The sequence below is a fragment of the Meiothermus sp. genome, from assembly GCF_037443965.1.
In the GTDB taxonomy this organism is placed as follows: Bacteria; Deinococcota; Deinococci; order Deinococcales; family Thermaceae; genus Meiothermus.
The window spans coordinates 1-18240 of sequence record NZ_JBBINI010000035.1 but is presented as its reverse complement, the minus strand read 5'-3'; the positions used below and the strand labels follow the sequence as shown (position 1 = coordinate 18240).

The 18240-nt window shown below is 63.3% G+C and carries 21 protein-coding genes; 11 read left to right on the top strand and 10 right to left on the bottom strand.

Features of this window, described 5'->3' with window-relative positions; all coding sequences use genetic code 11:
• Window positions 1-17 precede the first annotated feature (17 nt).
• On the top strand, window positions 18-1295 hold the full coding sequence (locus WKI89_RS15175; RefSeq protein WP_337871030.1) for an ATP-binding protein: 1278 nt from the start codon (window positions 18-20) through the stop codon (window positions 1293-1295).
• On the opposite strand, the gene WKI89_RS15170 is transcribed toward WKI89_RS15175, so the two are convergent.
• On the bottom strand, window positions 1273-2628 hold the full coding sequence (locus WKI89_RS15170) for a HAMP domain-containing sensor histidine kinase (RefSeq protein ID WP_337871028.1): 1356 nt from the start codon (window positions 2626-2628) through the stop codon (window positions 1273-1275). The genes WKI89_RS15175 and WKI89_RS15170 overlap by 23 nt on opposite strands.
• A complete protein-coding gene (locus WKI89_RS15165; RefSeq protein WP_337871026.1) occupies window positions 2625-3287 on the bottom strand; it encodes a response regulator transcription factor in 663 nt (220 codons plus the stop codon). Before WKI89_RS15165 ends, WKI89_RS15170 begins: the two co-directional genes overlap by 4 nt.
• A 330-nt stretch (window positions 3288-3617) precedes the next feature.
• Between WKI89_RS15165 and WKI89_RS15160 the strand changes: the two genes are divergently transcribed.
• The 6 genes from WKI89_RS15160 to WKI89_RS15135 all read left to right on the top strand — a co-directional run bounded on the left by WKI89_RS15160 (window position 3618) and on the right by WKI89_RS15135 (window position 7385).
• Window positions 3618-4085: a hypothetical protein gene (locus WKI89_RS15160; RefSeq protein ID WP_337871024.1), complete on the top strand. Its 468-nt coding sequence runs from the start codon at window positions 3618-3620 to the stop codon at window positions 4083-4085.
• Between the two features lie 109 nt (window positions 4086-4194).
• Window positions 4195-4461, top strand: a complete 267-nt coding sequence (locus tag WKI89_RS15155; protein ID WP_337871022.1) for an SHOCT domain-containing protein — start codon at window positions 4195-4197, stop codon at window positions 4459-4461.
• Between the two features lie 84 nt (window positions 4462-4545).
• Complete coding sequence (locus tag WKI89_RS15150) at window positions 4546-5253, top strand: intradiol ring-cleavage dioxygenase (RefSeq protein ID WP_337871021.1); 708 nt, start codon at window positions 4546-4548, stop codon at window positions 5251-5253.
• Window positions 5254-5333: 80 nt separating this feature from the next.
• Window positions 5334-6242: an FAD:protein FMN transferase gene (locus WKI89_RS15145; RefSeq protein WP_337871020.1), complete on the top strand. Its 909-nt coding sequence runs from the start codon at window positions 5334-5336 to the stop codon at window positions 6240-6242.
• Window positions 6239-6775, top strand: a complete 537-nt coding sequence (locus tag WKI89_RS15140; protein ID WP_337871019.1) for a DUF2271 domain-containing protein — start codon at window positions 6239-6241, stop codon at window positions 6773-6775. Before WKI89_RS15145 ends, WKI89_RS15140 begins: the two co-directional genes overlap by 4 nt.
• Window positions 6759-7385, top strand: coding sequence for a PepSY-associated TM helix domain-containing protein (locus tag WKI89_RS15135; protein WP_337871018.1), 627 nt, complete (start codon window positions 6759-6761; stop codon window positions 7383-7385). The genes WKI89_RS15140 and WKI89_RS15135 overlap by 17 nt, the downstream gene beginning before the upstream one ends.
• Here WKI89_RS15135 and WKI89_RS15130 read toward each other — a convergent pair.
• From WKI89_RS15130 to tsaE, 6 genes are all read right to left on the bottom strand, one after another.
• A complete protein-coding gene (locus tag WKI89_RS15130) occupies window positions 7375-9099 on the bottom strand; it encodes a glycoside hydrolase family 125 protein (RefSeq protein ID WP_337871016.1) in 1725 nt (574 codons plus the stop codon). The two genes, WKI89_RS15135 and WKI89_RS15130, sit on opposite strands and share 11 nt — an antisense overlap.
• On the bottom strand, window positions 9096-9287 hold the full coding sequence (locus WKI89_RS15125) for a hypothetical protein (protein WP_337871015.1): 192 nt from the start codon (window positions 9285-9287) through the stop codon (window positions 9096-9098). The genes WKI89_RS15130 and WKI89_RS15125 overlap by 4 nt, the downstream gene beginning before the upstream one ends.
• 70 nt (window positions 9288-9357) lie before the next feature.
• The gene (locus WKI89_RS15120) at window positions 9358-10170 is read right to left on the bottom strand and encodes a carbohydrate ABC transporter permease (protein WP_337871013.1); all 813 of its coding nucleotides are present in this window, start codon (window positions 10168-10170) and stop codon (window positions 9358-9360) included.
• Window positions 10170-11084, bottom strand: a complete 915-nt coding sequence (locus WKI89_RS15115) for a sugar ABC transporter permease (protein ID WP_337871011.1) — start codon at window positions 11082-11084, stop codon at window positions 10170-10172. Before WKI89_RS15115 ends, WKI89_RS15120 begins: the two co-directional genes overlap by 1 nt.
• Before the next feature lie 139 nt (window positions 11085-11223).
• Window positions 11224-12468, bottom strand: coding sequence for an extracellular solute-binding protein (locus tag WKI89_RS15110; protein ID WP_337871010.1), 1245 nt, complete (start codon window positions 12466-12468; stop codon window positions 11224-11226).
• A gap of 192 nt (window positions 12469-12660) precedes the next feature.
• A complete protein-coding gene (gene tsaE, locus WKI89_RS15105) occupies window positions 12661-13086 on the bottom strand; it encodes a tRNA (adenosine(37)-N6)-threonylcarbamoyltransferase complex ATPase subunit type 1 TsaE (protein ID WP_337871008.1) in 426 nt (141 codons plus the stop codon).
• A 74-nt stretch (window positions 13087-13160) separates the two neighbouring features.
• On the opposite strand from tsaE, the gene WKI89_RS15100 reads away from it, so the two are divergent.
• Window positions 13161-14366, top strand: a complete 1206-nt coding sequence (locus tag WKI89_RS15100; protein ID WP_337871006.1) for a TCR/Tet family MFS transporter — start codon at window positions 13161-13163, stop codon at window positions 14364-14366.
• Here WKI89_RS15100 and WKI89_RS15095 read toward each other — a convergent pair.
• Window positions 14363-14854: a macro domain-containing protein gene (locus WKI89_RS15095; RefSeq protein ID WP_337871005.1), complete on the bottom strand. Its 492-nt coding sequence runs from the start codon at window positions 14852-14854 to the stop codon at window positions 14363-14365. The genes WKI89_RS15100 and WKI89_RS15095 overlap by 4 nt on opposite strands.
• An 82-nt stretch (window positions 14855-14936) precedes the next feature.
• Between WKI89_RS15095 and WKI89_RS15090 the strand changes: the two genes are divergently transcribed.
• Together WKI89_RS15090 and WKI89_RS15085 are read left to right on the top strand one after the other, a co-directional pair.
• Entirely contained in the window at window positions 14937-15215 is a 279-nt protein-coding gene (locus tag WKI89_RS15090; protein WP_337871004.1) for a hypothetical protein, read from the top strand.
• Window positions 15212-15646 (top strand): PIN domain-containing protein, encoded by a 435-nt coding sequence (locus WKI89_RS15085; RefSeq protein ID WP_337871002.1) that lies wholly within the window; start codon window positions 15212-15214, stop codon window positions 15644-15646. Before WKI89_RS15090 ends, WKI89_RS15085 begins: the two co-directional genes overlap by 4 nt.
• Here WKI89_RS15085 and WKI89_RS15080 read toward each other — a convergent pair.
• Window positions 15643-16737, bottom strand: coding sequence for a C45 family peptidase (locus WKI89_RS15080; protein ID WP_337871000.1), 1095 nt, complete (start codon window positions 16735-16737; stop codon window positions 15643-15645). The two genes, WKI89_RS15085 and WKI89_RS15080, sit on opposite strands and share 4 nt — an antisense overlap.
• Window positions 16738-17257: 520 nt before the next feature.
• Here WKI89_RS15080 and WKI89_RS15075 point away from each other — a divergent pair.
• A partial coding sequence (locus WKI89_RS15075; protein WP_337870998.1) for a S8 family serine peptidase occupies window positions 17258-18240 on the top strand: 983 nt, incomplete at its 3' end.

Sequence of the window (18240 nt, the reverse complement as noted above, 5' to 3'; positions counted from 1 at the left end):
GCGCCCCCTGAAAACCTATGCGCTTTTTCAATCGTATCGAGGTTCGGCTAAGCCTGCTGATGGCGCTGGTGGTGGTGGCGACCAGCCTGCTCACGGTGGGCCTCAACACCTACCAGCGTGAGCGCACCTTCCGGGAACTGCCCGCCGAGGTGCGCGATATCTTGCGGCGCAGCGATAGCCGCCTGCCGGCGCTGGGCTTCCCCTCCGAGCTGCGCGATGTGCTGCTTTCCGGCCAGGAGATTCGCGTGCGGCTCGAGCCCAACCCCGACCCCGAGAACCCCAACCCGGTCTTTGTGTTGAGCCTGCCCGATGGTTCGGGCACCGAGATTCGGGTGCAGCCGCCGCCCCGCCTGCGGCGGCCCAACCTGGAGACCCGGTTGCAACAGAATCTGCTGATTGCGAGCCTGGCCGCGACCGGCCTGGGGGTGCTGCTGGCGCTGGTCTTTGCCCGGCGGATTGCGCGGCCCATCGAGGCCATTTCCGATGCTGCAGGCCGCCTGGCCCAGGGCGACCTGGGGGCCCGGGTGGGCCTCCAGCCCGGTGAGGACGAGGTAGCCCGGCTGGCCCGCAACTTTGACCAGATGGCCGAGGCTTTGGAGCGGCTCGAGGCCGAGCGCCGGGCTATGATTGCCGATATCGCCCACGAACTGCGCACCCCCCTGACGGTGATGCAGGGGCGTCTGGAAGCTATCCAGGATGGGGTGATGCCCCTGGAGATGAGCGAGGTAGACCGGCTGCACCAGCAGGCCCGGCTGCTCTCGCGCCTGGTCGAAGACCTGCGCACCCTTTCACTGGCCGATGCGGGGCGGCTCAACCTGACCTTGCAGCCCCTCAACCTGGCTGAGCTGGCCGACCGGATGGCCGCCACCTTTCAGGCGGCTCTGGAGGCCAAGCAGATTACGCTCGAGCGGCGGCTACCCGAAGAGCCCGTCCTGGTACGGGCCGACCCAGACCGGCTGGCCCAGGTGATCGGGAATCTGCTCTCAAACGCACTGAGCCACACCCCGGCCGGGGGGTGGATTGGGCTCGAGGTGGCCGCTGAGGCCGCGCAGGCCCGCTTTCGGGTGTTGGACAGTGGCCCGGGCATCCCCGCGGAGGCCCTGAACAAGGTCTTCGACCGCTTTTACCGGGCCGAGGCCTCGCGCTCGAGGGCCACCGGCGGTAGCGGGCTGGGACTGTCCATCGTCAAAGCCTTGGTGGAGTTGCACGGGGGAACCGTAGTAGCCCGCAACCGACCTGAAGGCGGGGCCGTTTTCGAGGTGAAGTTGCCGCTCAGCCCTGCGGCCCCGTCCTGATCCACAACTCGGCTTTCAGGCCGCTGGGCTCGAGGTTTTTCAGCACCAGCCGTCCGCCGTGCACTTCTGCAACCTGTGTCACCACACTCAGCCCCAGTCCATTGCCAGAGATGCGGGTTCCGGGGGCTCGGTAGAAGGCTTCGGTAGCGCGCTCCAGAACTTCGGGGGTCATGCCCGGCCCGGTATCGCTTACGCTCAGGATGGCGAATTGGTTGTCTGTCGAACGCCCCAATTCCACCGTAATGGTCGCATCGGGAGCGTACTTCTGCGAATTGCTCAGAAGGTTTTCCAGGGCTTGGCGCAATAGAAAGGGATCTCCGGAGGTTTCCAGGTGGTCTGGCCCCTGGTAGGGTACGCCTGCTTTTTGTGTAACCTCTTGTGCCAACTGTGCTAAGTCCAGCCCGACCCGCTGCCCCCGCCCCTCCCGCGCCAGGGTCAGGAGCGACTCGCTCAGGTGGGTCATGCGCTCCACCTCCTCCCGCACCACCGATAGGGTTTCCTCCGGCGAGGCCAGCCCCTGCTGTAGCGCGTCGAGCTGCAAGCGCAGCGAGGTCAGGGGGGTGCGCAGCTCGTGCGCGGCGTTGCGGGTGAACTCGGTCTCGCGCTGGCGGAAGGCCGAGAGCCGCGAGAGCATCTGATTGAAAGTCTGGCTCAGGTGGCGCAACTCCCCACTGCCCTCCGGCGGCACCCGCAGGCTTAAGTCGCCCGAGTCGGCCACGCGGCGGGTGGTCTGCAGCAGGTGCTGTAAGGGCCTGAGGGCCGGCCCACTCAGCACCCAGGCGGTGAGCGCGCCCAGCAAAGCCACCACTAGGGTGGTAAACAATACGGTTTGTTGATAGCCAGCGAGGCTTGCCCTGACCTGGCTGGCTTCCACGGCTCCTTGCAGGTATACCTCTGGGCTCAGCCGCACACTGCGAAAAAGCCAGTTATCCTCCAGCCGGGGTTCCGGGCTAGAGGACAATGGAACGTTACTGGGGAAGCTGCCCCATTCCCGCAACACCTGGCCCTCCCGTACCAGCCGTGCGTGAGCAATCGAGCCGGGTTGAGTGGGATTAAGTGGGATGGGTCTGGAATCATCGAGGCGAAAACGCTCCATAAGGTTGGGACTGGAAAACTGGAGGCCACTATCGTCTCGATCCGGTCGGGGCATGCGCGTAGAGCCTCGGCGGCCCTCCATCTGCCCGGCGACACGCCCAAGGTAGGCATCCAACTCGCGCTCGAGGTTGCCCATCTGCAAGCGCTCAAAGCTGGCATAGCCCAAAAAGCCCTGAACCAGCAGTGCCAGGGCAATCGCTACTGCGATAAAGAGCGCCAGCCGCAGCCGCAGACTCATGGCTCGAGCCCCAATTTGTATCCACCCGAAACCGTGCGTACCACGCTGCTGTCCAGCTTGCTGCGCAGGTGATGTACGCAGACCTTGACCACGCCCACATCCGAAGCCTCCTCGCCCCAGATCAAATCCATCAGTTCTTCTGGGCTGTAGATGCGCTCGCGGAACAGCGCCAGCCGTTCCAACAGCGCGTACTCGCGCCCGCTCAAGTCTACAGGTTGGTTATTCCAGCGCACACTGCGGCTGGTGAGGTCGAGTTCCAGCAGGCCAAGGCGAATGCGACTGCTCCTAACCTCGCTGACCCGTCGCAGCAGAGCCCGCACCCGCGCCAGCAACTCCGGCAAATCGAAGGGTTTGACCACGTAGTCGTCGCCGCCTTCGTCCAGCCCCATTACTCGGTCGGCCAGTGCGTCGCGGGCGGTCATGAACAGAATGGGACCTTTATAACCTGCGTTGCGAGCTTCTCGCGCCAGGATAAAACCACCATCCTCCGACTCCGGCAGCCGCACATCCAGCAACATCAGATCTGGCTCGGCCTCCACAAAGAGGTTGCGGGCGCTCTCCAAATCCGGCGCATGGCGCACCTGATGCCCCTGGGCCTCTAAAGCCCGCAAGACCGGGCGGGCAATGTTGGGTTCATCTTCCACCAGCAGTAACCGCATGTTTATAGCATGCATTGTAGGGGTTATGGTCGGGTTATAAGCTTGGTCACAGATCCAAAGCCGAAGGTAAGCCTGGTTTCTGCTGTATCACCCACACAAATACGGTGGAGGGTAGGCTTATCGCACTCTTCACAGACGTGGCCTCCCGGATGGGAGGCCACTGTGCTGTGCAGGACACAGCAATCAAATTGGTGATAGGCTCAAGGATTATGAAGAGTGCTCTATTGTTCATGAGAAACCCTCTCAGCGACTCGTAACTGCTCCGTAACCGCTTCGCGGCACACTCCTGCACAGGAAAGCAGAAACGGCTTTCCGAAAAGGAGAGAAGATATGAATAAGACCTTGAAAACCCTGTTGGTGGTCTCGAGCCTGGCCGTAGCGGGCGCCTTTGCCCAGCAGACCCCGGCGCCCCAGCAGCCCGCCCCGGCACAACCCAGGGCCATGCAGCGCATGATGGCCCCCAAGGGCCTGATGGGCAACCTCTACTACAGCGCGGCCCAGTTCCTGGGGGTTACCCCTGCCGAGCTGGCGGTGCTGAGCGGTGGCACCAAGACCCTGGCCCAGGTGGCGACCGACCTCGGCAAGACCCCCGCGGCCCTCGAGGCGGCCCTGGTCACCGCCCGCAACCAGGCCATTGACCAGGCCGTGCAGGCCCAGCGTCTCACCACCGAGCAAGCCAATACCCTCAAAGCCAGCAGCCAGGCGGTAGCCAAGGCTTTTGTGGCCCAGCCGGTGCAACTGCGCATGGGCCTGGGGGGCCGGGGCGACTGGGATGGCCCCCGGGGGCGGGGGCGCTAGGCCCCACTGCAATGGGGCGTGTGGTTGAAGTTTTGGCCACACGCCTCTTTTACAACAGCAAAGGTTTACCCGGAACAGCATTTTTGCTTATGGGAGGAACACGATGTGGATGATTGATCACCGCGGGCGATGGGAGGGTTTTGGTTACTATGGCTGGGGCATAGTGGACGATCTGCTCTGGGCTGTGCTGTTAATTGGCCTGATCGCGTTGGTGGCGGTGCTGATTGCGCGGCTGCTGCGCAGCCCCGTCAATGCAAGCAAAGCCGGCGCGGCCCCGGCCCCCGACCGGGCCCTGGAGATTGCCCGCGAGCGCTACGCCAGGGGCGAGATTAGCCAGGACGAGTTCGAGACCCTCAAGAAAAACCTAGGTGGGTAGGTGCGGGCGGGATGGGCTGTCCCGCCTTCCTAACCCATTTGCCACCGTTTATCTGGAAAATGTTGGAAAAAAGGGAGGGCCAGGATGGATAACGACGATAAACCGATTGGAACGATTTTGAACCGCCGCAAGGTGCTGGCCGCGTTGGGCTTGGGCGGGCTGGCCGGGGTAGGAGGCCTCCTGGGACAGAAGGCCGATGCACAGAACACCCTGCCTTCCTGCATTGTGCGCCCAGCCCTGACCGAGGGGCCTTACTTCGTGGACGTCCAGCTCAACCGCTCCGATATCCGCTCCGACCCTACCAGCGGGATCGTGAAGGCGGGGGTGCCGCTGAGCCTGCGCTTTGTGGTCTCGAGGGTCTCGGCCAGCGGATGTACCCCGCTGCCGGGGGCCATGGTGGACATCTGGCAGTGCGACGCCCAGGGCCTCTACTCCGGGGTGCAGGACCGCTTTGCCGACACCCGCGGGCAGAAGTGGCTGCGCGGCCACCAGATCACCGATGCCCAGGGGGTGGCCCAGTTCACCACCATCTACCCCGGCTGGTATCCGGGCCGCACCGTGCACATCCACTTCAAAATCCGCTACCAGAACCGCGACTTCACCTCGCAACTCTTCTTCGACGATGCCCTGAGCGACCGTATTTTTGCCAACCCGCCCTATGCGAAGTCCGGTACCCGTACCCGCAACGCCAACGACGGCATCTACCGCAACGGCGGGAGCCAGCTTCTGCTCAACCTGACCCAGAGCGGCTCGGGCTACGCCGCTACCTTTGATATTGGGCTGAACCTTTAGCCTTTACCGAAACCCCATCATTTGTTTGTCTAAAACTTACGCTGCACGGGGATACTCCCCGGCGGAGAGGGGAACCTGTGATGCCGCTGGCTTTGTTCAAACTGCACCCATACCTGTACCAGGCCCACTACGAGGGGGTGCTGGGCACGACCCTGACCCTTCAGGTGCGAGCCCTGGGCCCGCGGCAAGCCCGCGCTGCCGAGGCCGCCAGCTTGGCCGAAATTGAGCGCCTCGAGCGCATCTTCAGTAGCTTTTCGCCCGACTCCGAGCTCGCGCGCTGGCAGGCCCAGGGCGTAGCCCAGCTTTCGCCGGAACTTCATGTCTTGCTGCGCGCCGCCGAGGGCTGGATGGCCCATACCCACGGGGCCTTCAACCCGGCGGCTGCAGCTATACAGGCTTTATACAGGCAAAACCCGGAGCCCACCGAAGGCGAACTCGAGGCCCTGCGCCAGGCCCTCCGGGGCCCCTTGTGGCGGCTGGAGGGCCGTGTAGCCCATAAACTCACCGCGCTGCCCCTGACCTTCAACGCCCTGGCCAAAGGGCATATCGCCGACCGCGCGGCCCAGGCCGCGGTAGCGCAGGGGGCCGAAGAGGTGCTGCTCAACCTGGGCGGGGAGATCCGGCATATCGGGTCGCAGCCGGTGCGGGTTGGGGTGGCCGACCCGTGGGCCGGGGCCGACAACGCCCCACCGCTGGCCCGGCTCTCGGTCTGCAACCAGGGCGTGGCCACCAGTGGCCGCTCGCAGCGGGGGGCGCACCTGTTCGACCCCCGCACGGCCCGGCCCGCCACCCAGGTGGTGCAGGCCACAGTGGTGGCCCCAGATGCAGCCACCGCCGATGTGCTGGCCACGGCTTTCTGTGTGCTCGAGCCCATGCTGAGCCTGGCCCTGGCCGAGGTATTTGGGGTGGGCTGCTTATTGGTGGAGGCCAACGGGCGCACCCATACCAACCCCCGCTTTGCACAACAAAGAACCGAGGTGATTCGATGAAACGCTCCTTTATCAGCCGCCGAAACTTCGTGTATTGGATGATTGGTTTTGTACTCACCCTGTGGGCTGGTAAAAGCCTGGCCCAGGCCCGCTGGGCGGGTATGAAGCTGGACATTACCTTCGAGTTTGTGGGAGGGGGTACGCGCTACCGCGCACCTTATGTGGCGGTCTGGCTCGAGAACGCCCAGGGCCTGCCGGTGCGCACCCTGGCGGTCTGGTTTGAGCAGTCCCGCAAGGGCACGCGCTGGCTCAACGAACTCCGGCGCTGGTACCGCAGCAACGAGCCCACCGAGGCGGTCTCGGGCCCTACCCGGATGCCGGGGCGCTACACCCTGAGCTGGGATGGCAAGGACGACAAGGGCAACCTGGTTAATCAGGGCGACTATTACGTGTGCATAGAGCTGGTGCGCGAGCATGGCCCCTACGAGCTGTTCCGTGAAAAAGTCACCCTGGCCCAGACCCCTTTCAAGCGCAGCTACAACGTGGCTGGCGAGCTTAAGGAGGTGAGTCTTTCCTATGATCGGCAGGGTTGAGGTGTCGGCGGAAAGGGTAAAAAAACCGCTGCGCTCGAGGGTTTATACCCTGGCCCGCTGGCTGCACCTCTACGCTTCTATGTTGAGCCTGCTGGTGGTGTTGTTTTTTGCCGCTACCGGCATCACCCTCAACCACCCCGAGTGGGTATTTGGCAATGCCCAGACCATCCACACCTACCAAGGCACCCTGCCCCAGGGCTGGCAGCAAGGGGGGGAGGTCAACTGGCTCAAAGCCGCCGAGGCCTTGCGGGCTGCCCACGGCCTACGGGGGCAGGTGAACGACACCCGCGCCGACGACCAGGAGGCTTCCATCAGCTTCCGCGCCCCCGGCTATGCCGCCGATGCCTTCATTAGCCGGGCCGACGGCAGCTATACCCTCAAGGTGGTGGCCCAGGGGCCGGTAGCTGTCCTGAACGACCTGCACCGCGGGCGCGATGCTGGCCCGGCCTGGGCCTGGCTGATTGATCTCTCGGGCGGGTTTTTGCTGCTGGTGGCCCTTACAGGCTTGGTGCTCTCCCTGTACTTCCGCAAAACCCGCAGCGCGGCCTTGACCGTGGCACTGACGGGCCTGGGTGTTCTGTTGCTTCTGACCTGGCTGGCTATACGGTAGGCCCTTTGGGGTCTTTGCCCGCGGCCAATGCGTAGGCAATAAAGCCGGCCAGCGCAGCAAACCCCACCCCGGTGCGGGCCTGGCCGGTCTCGGGGTCGAAGGACTCGCAGGCGTAGCCCTGGTCGAGGGGGGCCTGCTCGAGCACCATGAGCGCATCGCCGGCCGGCCGCATCAGCCCCGAGAGAATCCGGTTGGCTAAGCCAAAGCCTGAGGGAAAGGGAAAATGGGCCGAGCCCTCGCCGGGGAAGCGCCCCTTGTAGTGGTGGGGGTTGTCGCTTCCCAGAACCCAGAGCGCGGTGGCCTGCCAGATGGGGTCCTGGCGGCTGCAAAAGCCCAGGTGCGGGAGCAGCAGCAGGCTGCCCGCGGGTTCGTCGGCGAAGGTGTGGGTGCCTCCCGGCTCAAAGCTGAAAACGAAACGTCCGTTGCGCTCGGCCTGGCGGTAGAGGGTCTCGCGCAGGGCCCGGGCCTCGAGCCTGAGCGCCTCGGCTTCCGGCCAGAAGGGGGCCAGCCGTTCCAGCGCCACGCACCACAGCGCGTTGTCGTAGGTCAGGTAGGGCTCCCTGACCGGGTCATCGGTGGGGGAGAGGAAGGTGCGGTAGAGGGGGAGGGAGGGGTGCTTCTCCTCGGCCACCCGCGCAAACACCCAGGTCAGGGGCTCACGCAACTCGGCCACCAGCTCGGGGTTGGGGCCGGTGGCCTCGAGGTAGCGCGCCAGGGCCAGCGGATAGGCCGCGGCCTGGTCGAGCTCGAAGCCGGGGTAGATGGGCGGCCCGCCCAGGTACTGCGCGTGCTCGCCCGGCCAGCGGGCGTAGCGTCGGAAAACCGCTTTCAGCACCTCCTTGGCCCGTTTGCGGTCGGCCTTGAGCAGGGCCGGGAAAAACCACAACAGCGCGTCGCGGGCCCAGTAGGCCCCCGAGACGTAGTAGTGTGGGCTCCTCGAGGTGAGCAAGACCGGCTCGCCTTCCAGGGTATCGGCCTGGGCGTAGAAGTAGCTGAAGATCAGGTGCCGCCGGTAGACCTCGTAAAGGGGGCCAGCGTAATTGGTGCTCAGCAGGGCCAGCTTGTGCAGGGTTTTGCGCAGCAGGTTTTCCCAGCCCACCCGCCGCAGGTGCAGGGCGGTGGTGCGAGCCCCATCGCTTTCGGGGGCCAGGCCCAGGTAGAGCGTGACCGGGCCGGCTTCCCACTCGAGCACAAACTGCGGGCCCCAGTCCAGGCGGCGGGGCGGGGGGTCGGCTTGCAGGCCCAGGGCCAGCAACGTACGCTCGGCGCGGGCTTCCAGCACATGGCTCCCCGTCCAGGCATCGTGCCCGCTGCGGAAGATACAGTCAAGCAGCTCCTCCCGGAAGCGCCGCAGGCCCAGGTATTCCAAATTGCCGGCTACTTGAATGGGCCCCGGTAGGCGGGGTTCGATGTGTAGGGCCACCCCCCGCTCGCCCCAGGGGGCCAGAAGCGTAACCTTGAGGTAGTCGTTCTCCCAGCAGGGAATCCAGTCTGCAAGGCGCGAGACCTGCCAGCCTTGCCCGGACACCTCCAGCAGCGGCTCCCCCACCCAGTCCAGCAGGCCGTTGAGCCCCAGCGAGGCCACCCCGATGCGCGCAATGGAGGGGGCTTTGGGGCTGGCTTCTACGTGCACCTCGAGGTTACCGGTGGGCAGGTGCTCGGGGGGTGTGTCCAGGATGGGGGCGGGCGTCATCAGCTCCATAAGGCGGCTCACCGCTTCTTGAGGTTATCGAAGTAGACCCAGATCAAGTACATCGCCCCCAGCACCCCCAGCACGAACAGGACGGTTGCGATGCTCCGCAGCCAGTCGGCGAACATCACGCCCACCAGCACCCCCGCGGCAAAGCTGATCAGATGCGTGCGGTACTGCCGCTGTATCCTGCGGCCCAGGCTTTCCTTCATCCAGTCCAGATTACCAGGAAACCCATCCTATCGCGCTTCCCTCTGTTTTTGTCGCCCGCCCTGGAGGGCCCTAACCCTTGACCCCGGTCAGCACCACGCCCTCGATAATCTGCCGCTGGAAGAATAGGAAGACCAGCAACACCGGCAGCACCGCCAGGCTGCTGGCCGCCATAATCAGATTCCAGGCGGTGCCGGCCTCGCTCGAGAACAGCGCCACCCCCACCGGCACGGTGCGCATATCGGCGGTCTGCACCACAATCAGGGGCCACAAAAAGGCGTTCCAGTTGCCCAAAAAGGTAAAAATGCCCAAAGCCGCCAGGGCCGGACGCACCAGCGGAAAAGCGATGCGCCAGAACACCCCAAACTCGCTTAGCCCGTCTATCCGCCCGGCATCCAGCAGATCGGTGGGCAGGGTCTCGAAAAACTGCCGCATCAAGAACACCCCAAACGCACTGATGATGCCCGGAAACAACAAACCCCAGTAGGTGTTGCTCCAGCCGTACTCGGTGCTCATCACATACCAGGGGATGATCAGCATCTCGGTGGGCACCATCAGGGTTGAAAGGATCAGCACGAAGATGAACCCCTTGCCGGGAAAGCGCAGCTTGGCCAGGGTATAACCCACCAGCGAGTCGAAGAACAGCACCGAGGCCGTGGTGATGAGTGCCACAATCAGACTATTCAGGAACCAGCGGGGGAACTGCGTATCGAACAGCACCTCGCGGTAGTTGTCCAGGGTGGGGGCCTGGGGCAGCAGCCGGAGCTCGAAAATCTCGGCGAAGGGTTTGAGCGAGGTCAGGAACATCCACACAAACGGAAAGAACATCACCAGGCTGCCCAGGGTTAGCAGGAGATAGATTAGGAAGGTAGACAGGCGTTTCATCAGTACTCCACCCGCCGCGACAAAAGCCGCAATTGCACCAGGGTGATGACCAGGATAACCACGAACAGCAGCACCGTGATGGCGGCAGCATAGCCCAGGTCAAACCGGGCAAAGGCTTGCTGGTAGATGTACAGGGCCAGGGTGAGGGTGGAGCCCAGCGGCCCGCCCTGGTCGGTAAAATTGAGGTTGACCACCTGGGTGAATAGCTGCAAAAAGCCGATGGTGCCGATCACCGCTGAGAAGACCATCACCGGGTTTAAAAGCGGAAGGGTGATGTGGCGGAAGAGCTGCCAGTTGCTGGCCCCATCTATGCGGGCCGCCTCGTAGTAGTCGCGTGGGATGTTTTGCAGGCCCGCCAAAAACAACACCACCTGAAAACCCAGGTTTTGCCACACCACCACCATCGTCACGGTGGCCAGGGCCTGGGAGGGGCTGGTCAGGAAGGGCTGGGACGGGATGCCAAACACCCCCAGAATCTCGTTGACGATGCCAAAATTGGGCGAGAGCATCCAGCTAAACACCCAGGCAATGGCGGCCGCAGGGGTGACGTAGGGCGCAAAGTAGATGGCCCGGAACACGTCCCGAAACCGGGTTACTGCGTTCAGCAGGAGGGCAATCCCCAACCCCAACAGCAGTTGCAGTGGGACGCCCAGCAAGGTGTAGGCCAGCGTGTTTTGCAGGGCTTTGAGCAGCAGCCGGTCATCCAGCATCTGATGGTAGTGTTCCAGCCCCACGAAAGGCCGTTTGCTGGGGTCGGCGTGCCAGTCGAAGAGTGAGAGCCATAGGGCCTGGAAGGCCGGCCAGATGCGGATGAACAGGAAAAAGGCCAGCGGGATGGCCAGGAAGGCCAAGGCCCAGAGCGCCTCACGGTGGGCCAGCGATACGCCGCGTCGGGCAGGTTCAGAGGGTCTCATAAGAGAATGCCATTCCGGACTCAAAGGGGCTGCTTTGAAGCCTGAGATCCCTTACGGGCGTTCGGTCTTGGGAGGGTCGGGGGTTCCTCACCGCTGGGCGAGGAATCCCCGGGTCGGGTATTGCAGGGTTTCAGCCCTGCTACTTCCAGAAGGCATCCAGCAGCTTCTGCTCCTCGGCCACGGCCATGCGCCAGGACTCTGCGGGGTCTTTGTTCTCCAGGAGCACCCGGTTGATGGCATCGGTCATGACTTTGCGCTGACCAATTTCATCCACAAAAGGCGTGGCCTTGGCATAGGCCAGCGAGAGCACGAAGGGGCCAAAGACCCTGTCCAGGGTGAGTTTAGGGTCTTTGATCAGGCTTTTGCGGGCCGGCAGCTCGCCCACCTTCTCGAGCCAGTAGCGCTGGGTTTCCTCGGAGACCAGAAACTCCAGAAACTTGAGCGAGGCCGCCAGCTTGGGCCCGGTGGCCAGGGGGGTTAGGCCGTGCATCCAGAAGGAGCCGTAGTTCACCTTGCGACCCCCGGCTTTTTCTAGGGGCAGCTCGGCCACCCCCCAGTTGAACTTGGCCCCATTGCGGATGGTGCCGATGGCGAAAGAGCCATCAAAAATCATGCCCACCTTGCCAGCGATAAAGGCGTCGCGGTAGGCGTTGTTGCCGGGGAAGAACTGGTTGCCCAGGGTGCCCACGTTGTACTTTTTGAGCCAGTCGGTGTAGAAGGTGAAGGCCCTGAGGCCGGCGGCATCGCCATAAAGCACCCGGCGCCCATCGTCGGAGTAGGGCCGCCCGCCAAACTGCCGGATCAACACCTCGCGCACCAGGTGGTGGTCCTGCCCGTCGGGGGCCATGGCGTAGCCCAGTTGGGTGAACTTGTTGCCGTCTTTGACGGTCAGCTTGGCTGCTATGCTCAGGAACTCGTCCCAGGTTTTGGGCGGGTTCTTGAAGCCGGCGGCGTTCAAGAGGTCGCGGTTATAGAACAGGGCCAGCGAACGCACCGCGGTGGGCATGCCGTAGAGCTTGCCCCCTACCTTGGCGGCCTGGGCCAGGCTCGAGAACTCGCTATCCAGCACCTTGATGTACTCGGCGGGCATGGGTTGCAGATACCCGGCCTTGACCCAGGTGGGCAGCCAGCCGTAGAACAGGTTGACCACATCCGGCCCCTGGCCCGCGGGAATCGAGGAAGCCACTTTTTGCTGGTAGGCATCGAAGGGGAAGGTCTGGTGCTGCACCTTGATGCCGGGGTTGGCGGCCTCGAATTTCTTGATCAGCTCGTTCACCGCCTCAACCTTGCTCCTGAAGTCGTACTGCCAGTAGGTGATGGTGACCTGACCCTGGGCCAGCGCCGCTCCCAACAAAGCGATCAGGATGATTAGGGCCTTTTGCATGGACTTCCTCCTTTAACCTCGATGGGTCGTACGTATTATATGACCAATCGGTCATCCGTCCAAAAAGAGCCCTACTGGGTGCCAGGTGCCCCAAAACGGATTTTTCCTCATTCTGGGGGGGCAAATAGCTTTTTGAACAGTAAAACTTGGTTGGCTACGACGGGCTCAGGGGCGAGGCTGCCCGTGGGATGCTCAGGCCAGCTTCGGGAGCGGTGCGTGGCCGTGGGGGATGAGCTCGAGCTTCCGCCCATCCTCGGTGGGGGTCAGGCGGATCTCCAGGCTGTCCGGGAACACCTCGGGCTTCCCCCACTCGATCAGTACCAGGCGGGCCTCGGGCAGGTAGTCCTCCAGGCCCAGATTAAAAAGCTCCTCCTGGTCGGCCATGCGGTAAGCGTCAATGTGCACGATCAGGCCCTGCGGGCTGGGGTATTCGTGAATCAGGGTGTAGGTGGGGCTGGTCACCTCGCCCTGGAACCCCAGGGCCTGGGCGATGAACTGCACCAGGGTGGTCTTGCCTGCGCCCATGGGCCCCGTGAGCAGCACCAGCGCCCCCTCGGGCAGGCTTTGCGCGAGCCGGTGGGCAACCGAACGGGTATCTTCCAGATGCTTCAGCAGCACGCTTACTAGCTTATCGCCTAGATGAGCCTGCGCTTCCAATCCGCCCAGGCTGCGGGTGTCATAATGGCGCGGCCATGTCGAAGAACGCCACTATTCCCTTCATCCTGATTTCGGTGCTTATCAACGTGATGGGCCTGGGTTTGGTCATTCCGGTCTTGCCCAAGCTCATCGAGACCCTGGCCGGTGGCGTGGAGGCGGGGGCCCGGCTCAACGGCCTATTTTTTGCGGTGTACGCCGTAATGCAATTTGCCTTTGGCCCCATCCTGGGCATGCTCTCCGACCGCTACGGGCGCCGCCCGGTACTGCTGGCCTCGCTGGTGGGCACCGCCGTAGATTATTTGATTGCGGCCCTCACCCAGTCCATCTGGGTGCTGTTTGCTGCGCGGGTGATCGCCGGGGCGCTGGGGGCCAGCCTCTCGACCGCCAACGCCTATATTGCCGATATCTCCCAGCCCGAAGAGCGGGCCCGCAACTTTGGCCTGATTGGGGCCACCTTTGGGATGGGTTTCGTGCTAGGGCCGGTACTGGGCGGGCTACTGGGCAACATTGACCTGCGCCTGCCCTTCTACTTTGCGGCGGGGCTGGCCTTCCTCAACTTTTTGTATGGCTACTTCGTGCTGCCCGAGTCGCTCAGGCCGGAAAACCGCAACACCCAGGCCCGCTCGCTCAACCCATTTGTGGCCCTGGGGGTCTTGCGGAAAACCCCCATCTTGCGGGGGTTATCCCTGAGCCTCTCGCTCATCTTTCTGGCCTTCGGGGCTTTGCAGAGTGTGTGGGTGCTGTACACCGCCTATAAGTTTGGTTGGAAGCCGCTCGAGGTGGGCTTCTCGCTGTTTCTGGTGGGCTTGGGCGGGGTGATTGTCCAGGCCGGGCTGGTTCGGCCCGTGGTGGCCCGCCTGGGGGAGCGCCGGGCCCTGACCCTGGCCCAGAGCATGGGGTTGTTCTCCTTCACCCTGTACGGCCTGGCCACCCAGGGCTGGATGATGTACGCCATCATCACCCTGGCTGCCCTGAGCAACCTGGGCCAGCCCCTTATCCAGTCCTTCCTGACCCGCGAGGTCTCGCCGCAAGCGCAGGGCACCCTGCAAGGGGCGCTGGCCGGGCTGCAAAGCCTGACGGTGGCGATGGGGGGTCTGTTGGGCGGGTTTCTCTTTTCAGCGGTGGCCAAGCCCGAGGTGGCCCCCTGGCTGTTAGGGCTGCCTTTTTTTGTAGGGGCCCTGATCTACGCCACAGCGGCGGTCAACACCGCCCGGCTGTTTCGCGGCCTGCGAGGGGGCTAGCGGCGCCGGGCCAGGGCCTGCCGGATGGCCTCGGTGTCGGCCTGGCTGTAGCCGTACAGGGTGATCTCCAGCGGGTCGGGGGCGGCCTCGAGCTCGTCCAGCATAACCTCCACCACCTGGGGCACGCCCAGCCCGCCCACCCCGGTGCCCAGCAGGGGAAAGGCCAGCCGGTAGAGCTGGTGCTCCAGGGCCAGGCCCAGGGCGGCCTGGGTGGCGCGGCGGACGGTGTCCAGGGTGGCGGGCTGGTCACCCAGCACCGCTGCGTGGATTACCTTGCGCACGGGTAGCTGGCCGGCCCCGGTGAGTGCCGCCTCGCCCACCCGGATGGGCCCGTGGCGGTCGCACTCCTCCTGAATGCTGGGGCCGCCCTTGCGCCGGATGGCCCCGGCCACCCCGCTTCCCAAGATGAGCTGGTTGTTGGCTGCGTTGACGATGGCATCGCCGGCAAACTCGGTGATGTCGCCCTGGGCAACCTGGATGCGGGCCATGCCGTTATTTTAGCGCCGCATACCGGCTCCACAGGCCTACCCATCAAACACCATGTGATGTATATAATGTATAATTTGAGTCATGGTGCGCAAGCAGCTCTACCTGCGGCTCGAGCACGAGCAGCTTCTCAAACAAAGGGCCCGGGAGACCGGCCTTTCCGAAGCCGAGCTGGTGCGGCAGGCCCTCGACCAGTTTTTTCGAGATGGAGACGCGCCCCTCCCCGGCCATGTGGAGGCCCTGGGGGCTTTTCTGAGGGAGGCCCAGCAGATTTCCAAACAGCATCGCCTACCGGCAGAATGGCGCTTCAGGCGCGAGGAGGCCTACACCCGCGCGGCTCGCTGGGAGCGGGAGAAAACGTGAAATATCGTTATCTGGTGGATACCAGCCTCCTGATCTACCCCCTGGACGCTCGAGACCCCCGCAAACAGCAGCAGGCCGCCAATGTGCTCCTCGCGCTGGCCCAGGAGGGCCGGGCGGCCCTGCCAGTGCAGGCCCTGAGCGAGTTTGCCAGCGTGGCCCTGCGCCGCCTCGAGCCGCCCCTAAGCCCGAAACGGGTGGGGCTCGAGATCGAGCGGCTGATGCTGGCTTTTCCAGTGCTTCCCCTCACCGCGCCGGTGGTATTGGAGGCCCTGCGGGGCGTAACCCAGCACCGGCTCAGCTACTACGACGCCCAGGTCTGGGCTACGGCCCGGCTGTACCAGGTGCCCCTGGTGCTTTCGGAGGACTTTCCCAAGGGGGCAGTGCTGGAGGGGGTGCGGTTTCTTAATCCCCTGGAGGATGCGCTTGGCTAAACCTGGTAGCGCACATAGGGGTTCTCGTGCGGGGGCCCGTCGGAGATCCAGAGCTCCTTTGTTCCCAGGTTCATAATCACCGAAACGATGGTGCGGTAGGGCTCGCCCAGCGCGTATTCCTCCGGGCTGGCGGTGCGGCAGACTGCATAAGGTGCGCCATCCCGGTCGGATAGGGCCGCTTTTAGGTCTTCCAGGCCGGGTTTTTCCACCTCACCCAGCCGGAGGCCCAGGCGCTCGGCCCGGTGGTGCGAGCGATCGAGCCACTCGATGGGTGGCACCTCGATGCCAAAGCGCTCGGGTGCGAGGTAGTGGTTGGCGTGCACCAGTTGACGCTCTTCCTCCCAAATTCCGATTCCCATAGGCGACACTTCCAAATCCACTGCCTGCCCTCCCTGCCCCAGCAAAAAGTTACCCGAAGCAGTACGGGGATTGGCGATGATAACGGCTTTGGCTTGCGATAGGGCTTTTTGCCGCAACACCTCGTAGGTGCGCAGGTGGAAGGGCTTGCCCAGCCCGGCCCAGTTGTCGCCCACCGAGACCAGCCCGTTGATGCACAGGCCCAGACCGTGGGAGTTGAGCCCGATCTTGCCGCCGAAAATTCCGGCCTCGGTAAAGGCCAGGATGCGGGTTCCGTCGGGTTCGGTGATGTGCTGCAAGGCCCCCTGTACCCCTTCCATCCAGTCCCAGTTCTGGCCCAGCCACAGGTGGCCGTCGGCGCTGTGGGCGGGCATCAGGGCAAAAGCCGTGCAGCCGTTGGGGGCTTCGTGGGCCAGATAAACCGGGGCCGTGTCCTGGGCGAATTGGTAGTACACGATCTCGTAGCGCACGTTGAGGGTGGCGATATCTACCAGGGGTTGCCCCGACCCCGCCGCGATGCCCTCGAGGCCCGCTGCATAGGCTGGATTCTGTTGTTGGATGGCTGCAAAATACCGTTCCCCCCGGCTGCGGGCTTCGAAAGGCGGTAGTTTGCACTCCACCTCGAAGCGGCGAAAGTAGAGCTCGAGGTTGTGGGCAATCCGTTCGGCCCAGGCGGTTCCTTGCGCGATGCCTTGATCGTAGGGAGAACCCGAAAGTCGGAGGTAGGGCAACATGTGTTCCTATTATGGCTCATGGCACAAGCCTTTTCTTCAGAACTCTGTAGGGCTACGCGGTAAATCAAGTTGTAGAGCGCTTCTCGGAAAGAACCCAGCCATCCTCAAAAGTCAAAAAAGCTGTTCCGAACTCGTTTTTCGCTGCTAGGTAACTCGAAAACATGCGTCTGCGCCCAGACGCATTCTCGTTTTCGTTAGCGGCAAAAATAGAGGGAACCGCGATAACCCTTTGCACAAGCGCTCGGTTGGGAAGGGGTAAGCCACACGCGATTCGCGTAAACGCCCCCGAAAATACCAGAACCTGCTTGCCAGCCCAACAAATCTATAAACCCTGGTTCAGGGTCTTAATACAAATCCGTTTTTCCCGTAACGCACATAACGCCATCTTCCTAAAACGCTTCCAGGAAGCACTTTCCTGGATGGGCGTTACGTCTTTGGTAAGTAACGGTTCTATTCGCACTTGACCTGCGCGTTTTTCCCTAGGCTTGGACTCAGCAAGAACTCTCACGGAGTGATCCATATGCCTGAAAAACGCCATTCCATTCATATCTGGCTCTACCGAGCCCTAACCCTGCTGGGGGTGATATTGCTGGCGGCCTGCGGCGGGGTGAGCCGACCTACCGCCCTCCCGCCCAGCGACCAGGGCTACCTGCTGACGGTGCCCATTCGTGCCGGCGATAGCCAGGAAAGCCTGGCCCAGCGGTACGGCGGCGAGGTGATTGCCTGGCTCGAGGACAAGGCCATCCTGAAGCTGAGCAGCCAAGCCGCGGCGGAGCTATCGAAGCCTGAGGTCTCGTTGCAAAATTTGGTCCTCGAGGCCGATGTGCCCATTGTTGCACCGGAGCTCTTTGCTGCAGGCTTCAACTCCTGGGCGGGCGGGTTTAATAGCTGGGCCGGGGGTTGGAACTCCTGGGCCGGGGGCTGGAATAGCTGGGCCGGCGGCACCAGTTCGATCCCCGTGCTGCCAAACGACAATCGTTTGGAGTTCATGATTACAAAAGTGCCTCAGGGTCAGGCGGTTGCGCGCAACTTTGGCCAGGGCATCAAGGTGGCGGTGATTGATACCGGCATTGACCTCAACCACCCCATGTTCGCCGGACGGTTGGCCCCCAGCAGCGAGTGGAGAGACTTTGTAGATGGTGACGGCAACCCCCAAGAAGTGAGTGGAGACATGTATGGCCACGGAACTGCGGTGGCGGGTTTGGTGCTGCAAGTGGCTCCTAAAGCCACCATCCTCCCCATCCGTGCCCTCTCGCCCAACGGCTCCGGCGTAACCTCCAACCTCATCGGTGCCATCAAACATGCGAGCGAATCAGGTGCTCACATCATCAACCTCTCGTTGGGCACGACCGACAACGCGAGCTCCTTGAAAAATACCTTCGTGTGCTACTTGACCTACCCCAGGGGATGTAAAAAAGAGGGGGTGCTATGGAAACCCACAGAGAGCACCCCCTGTACTATCTTGACGCAGAAACCCTCCTGGTGGCTACCTACGTCTGGGTG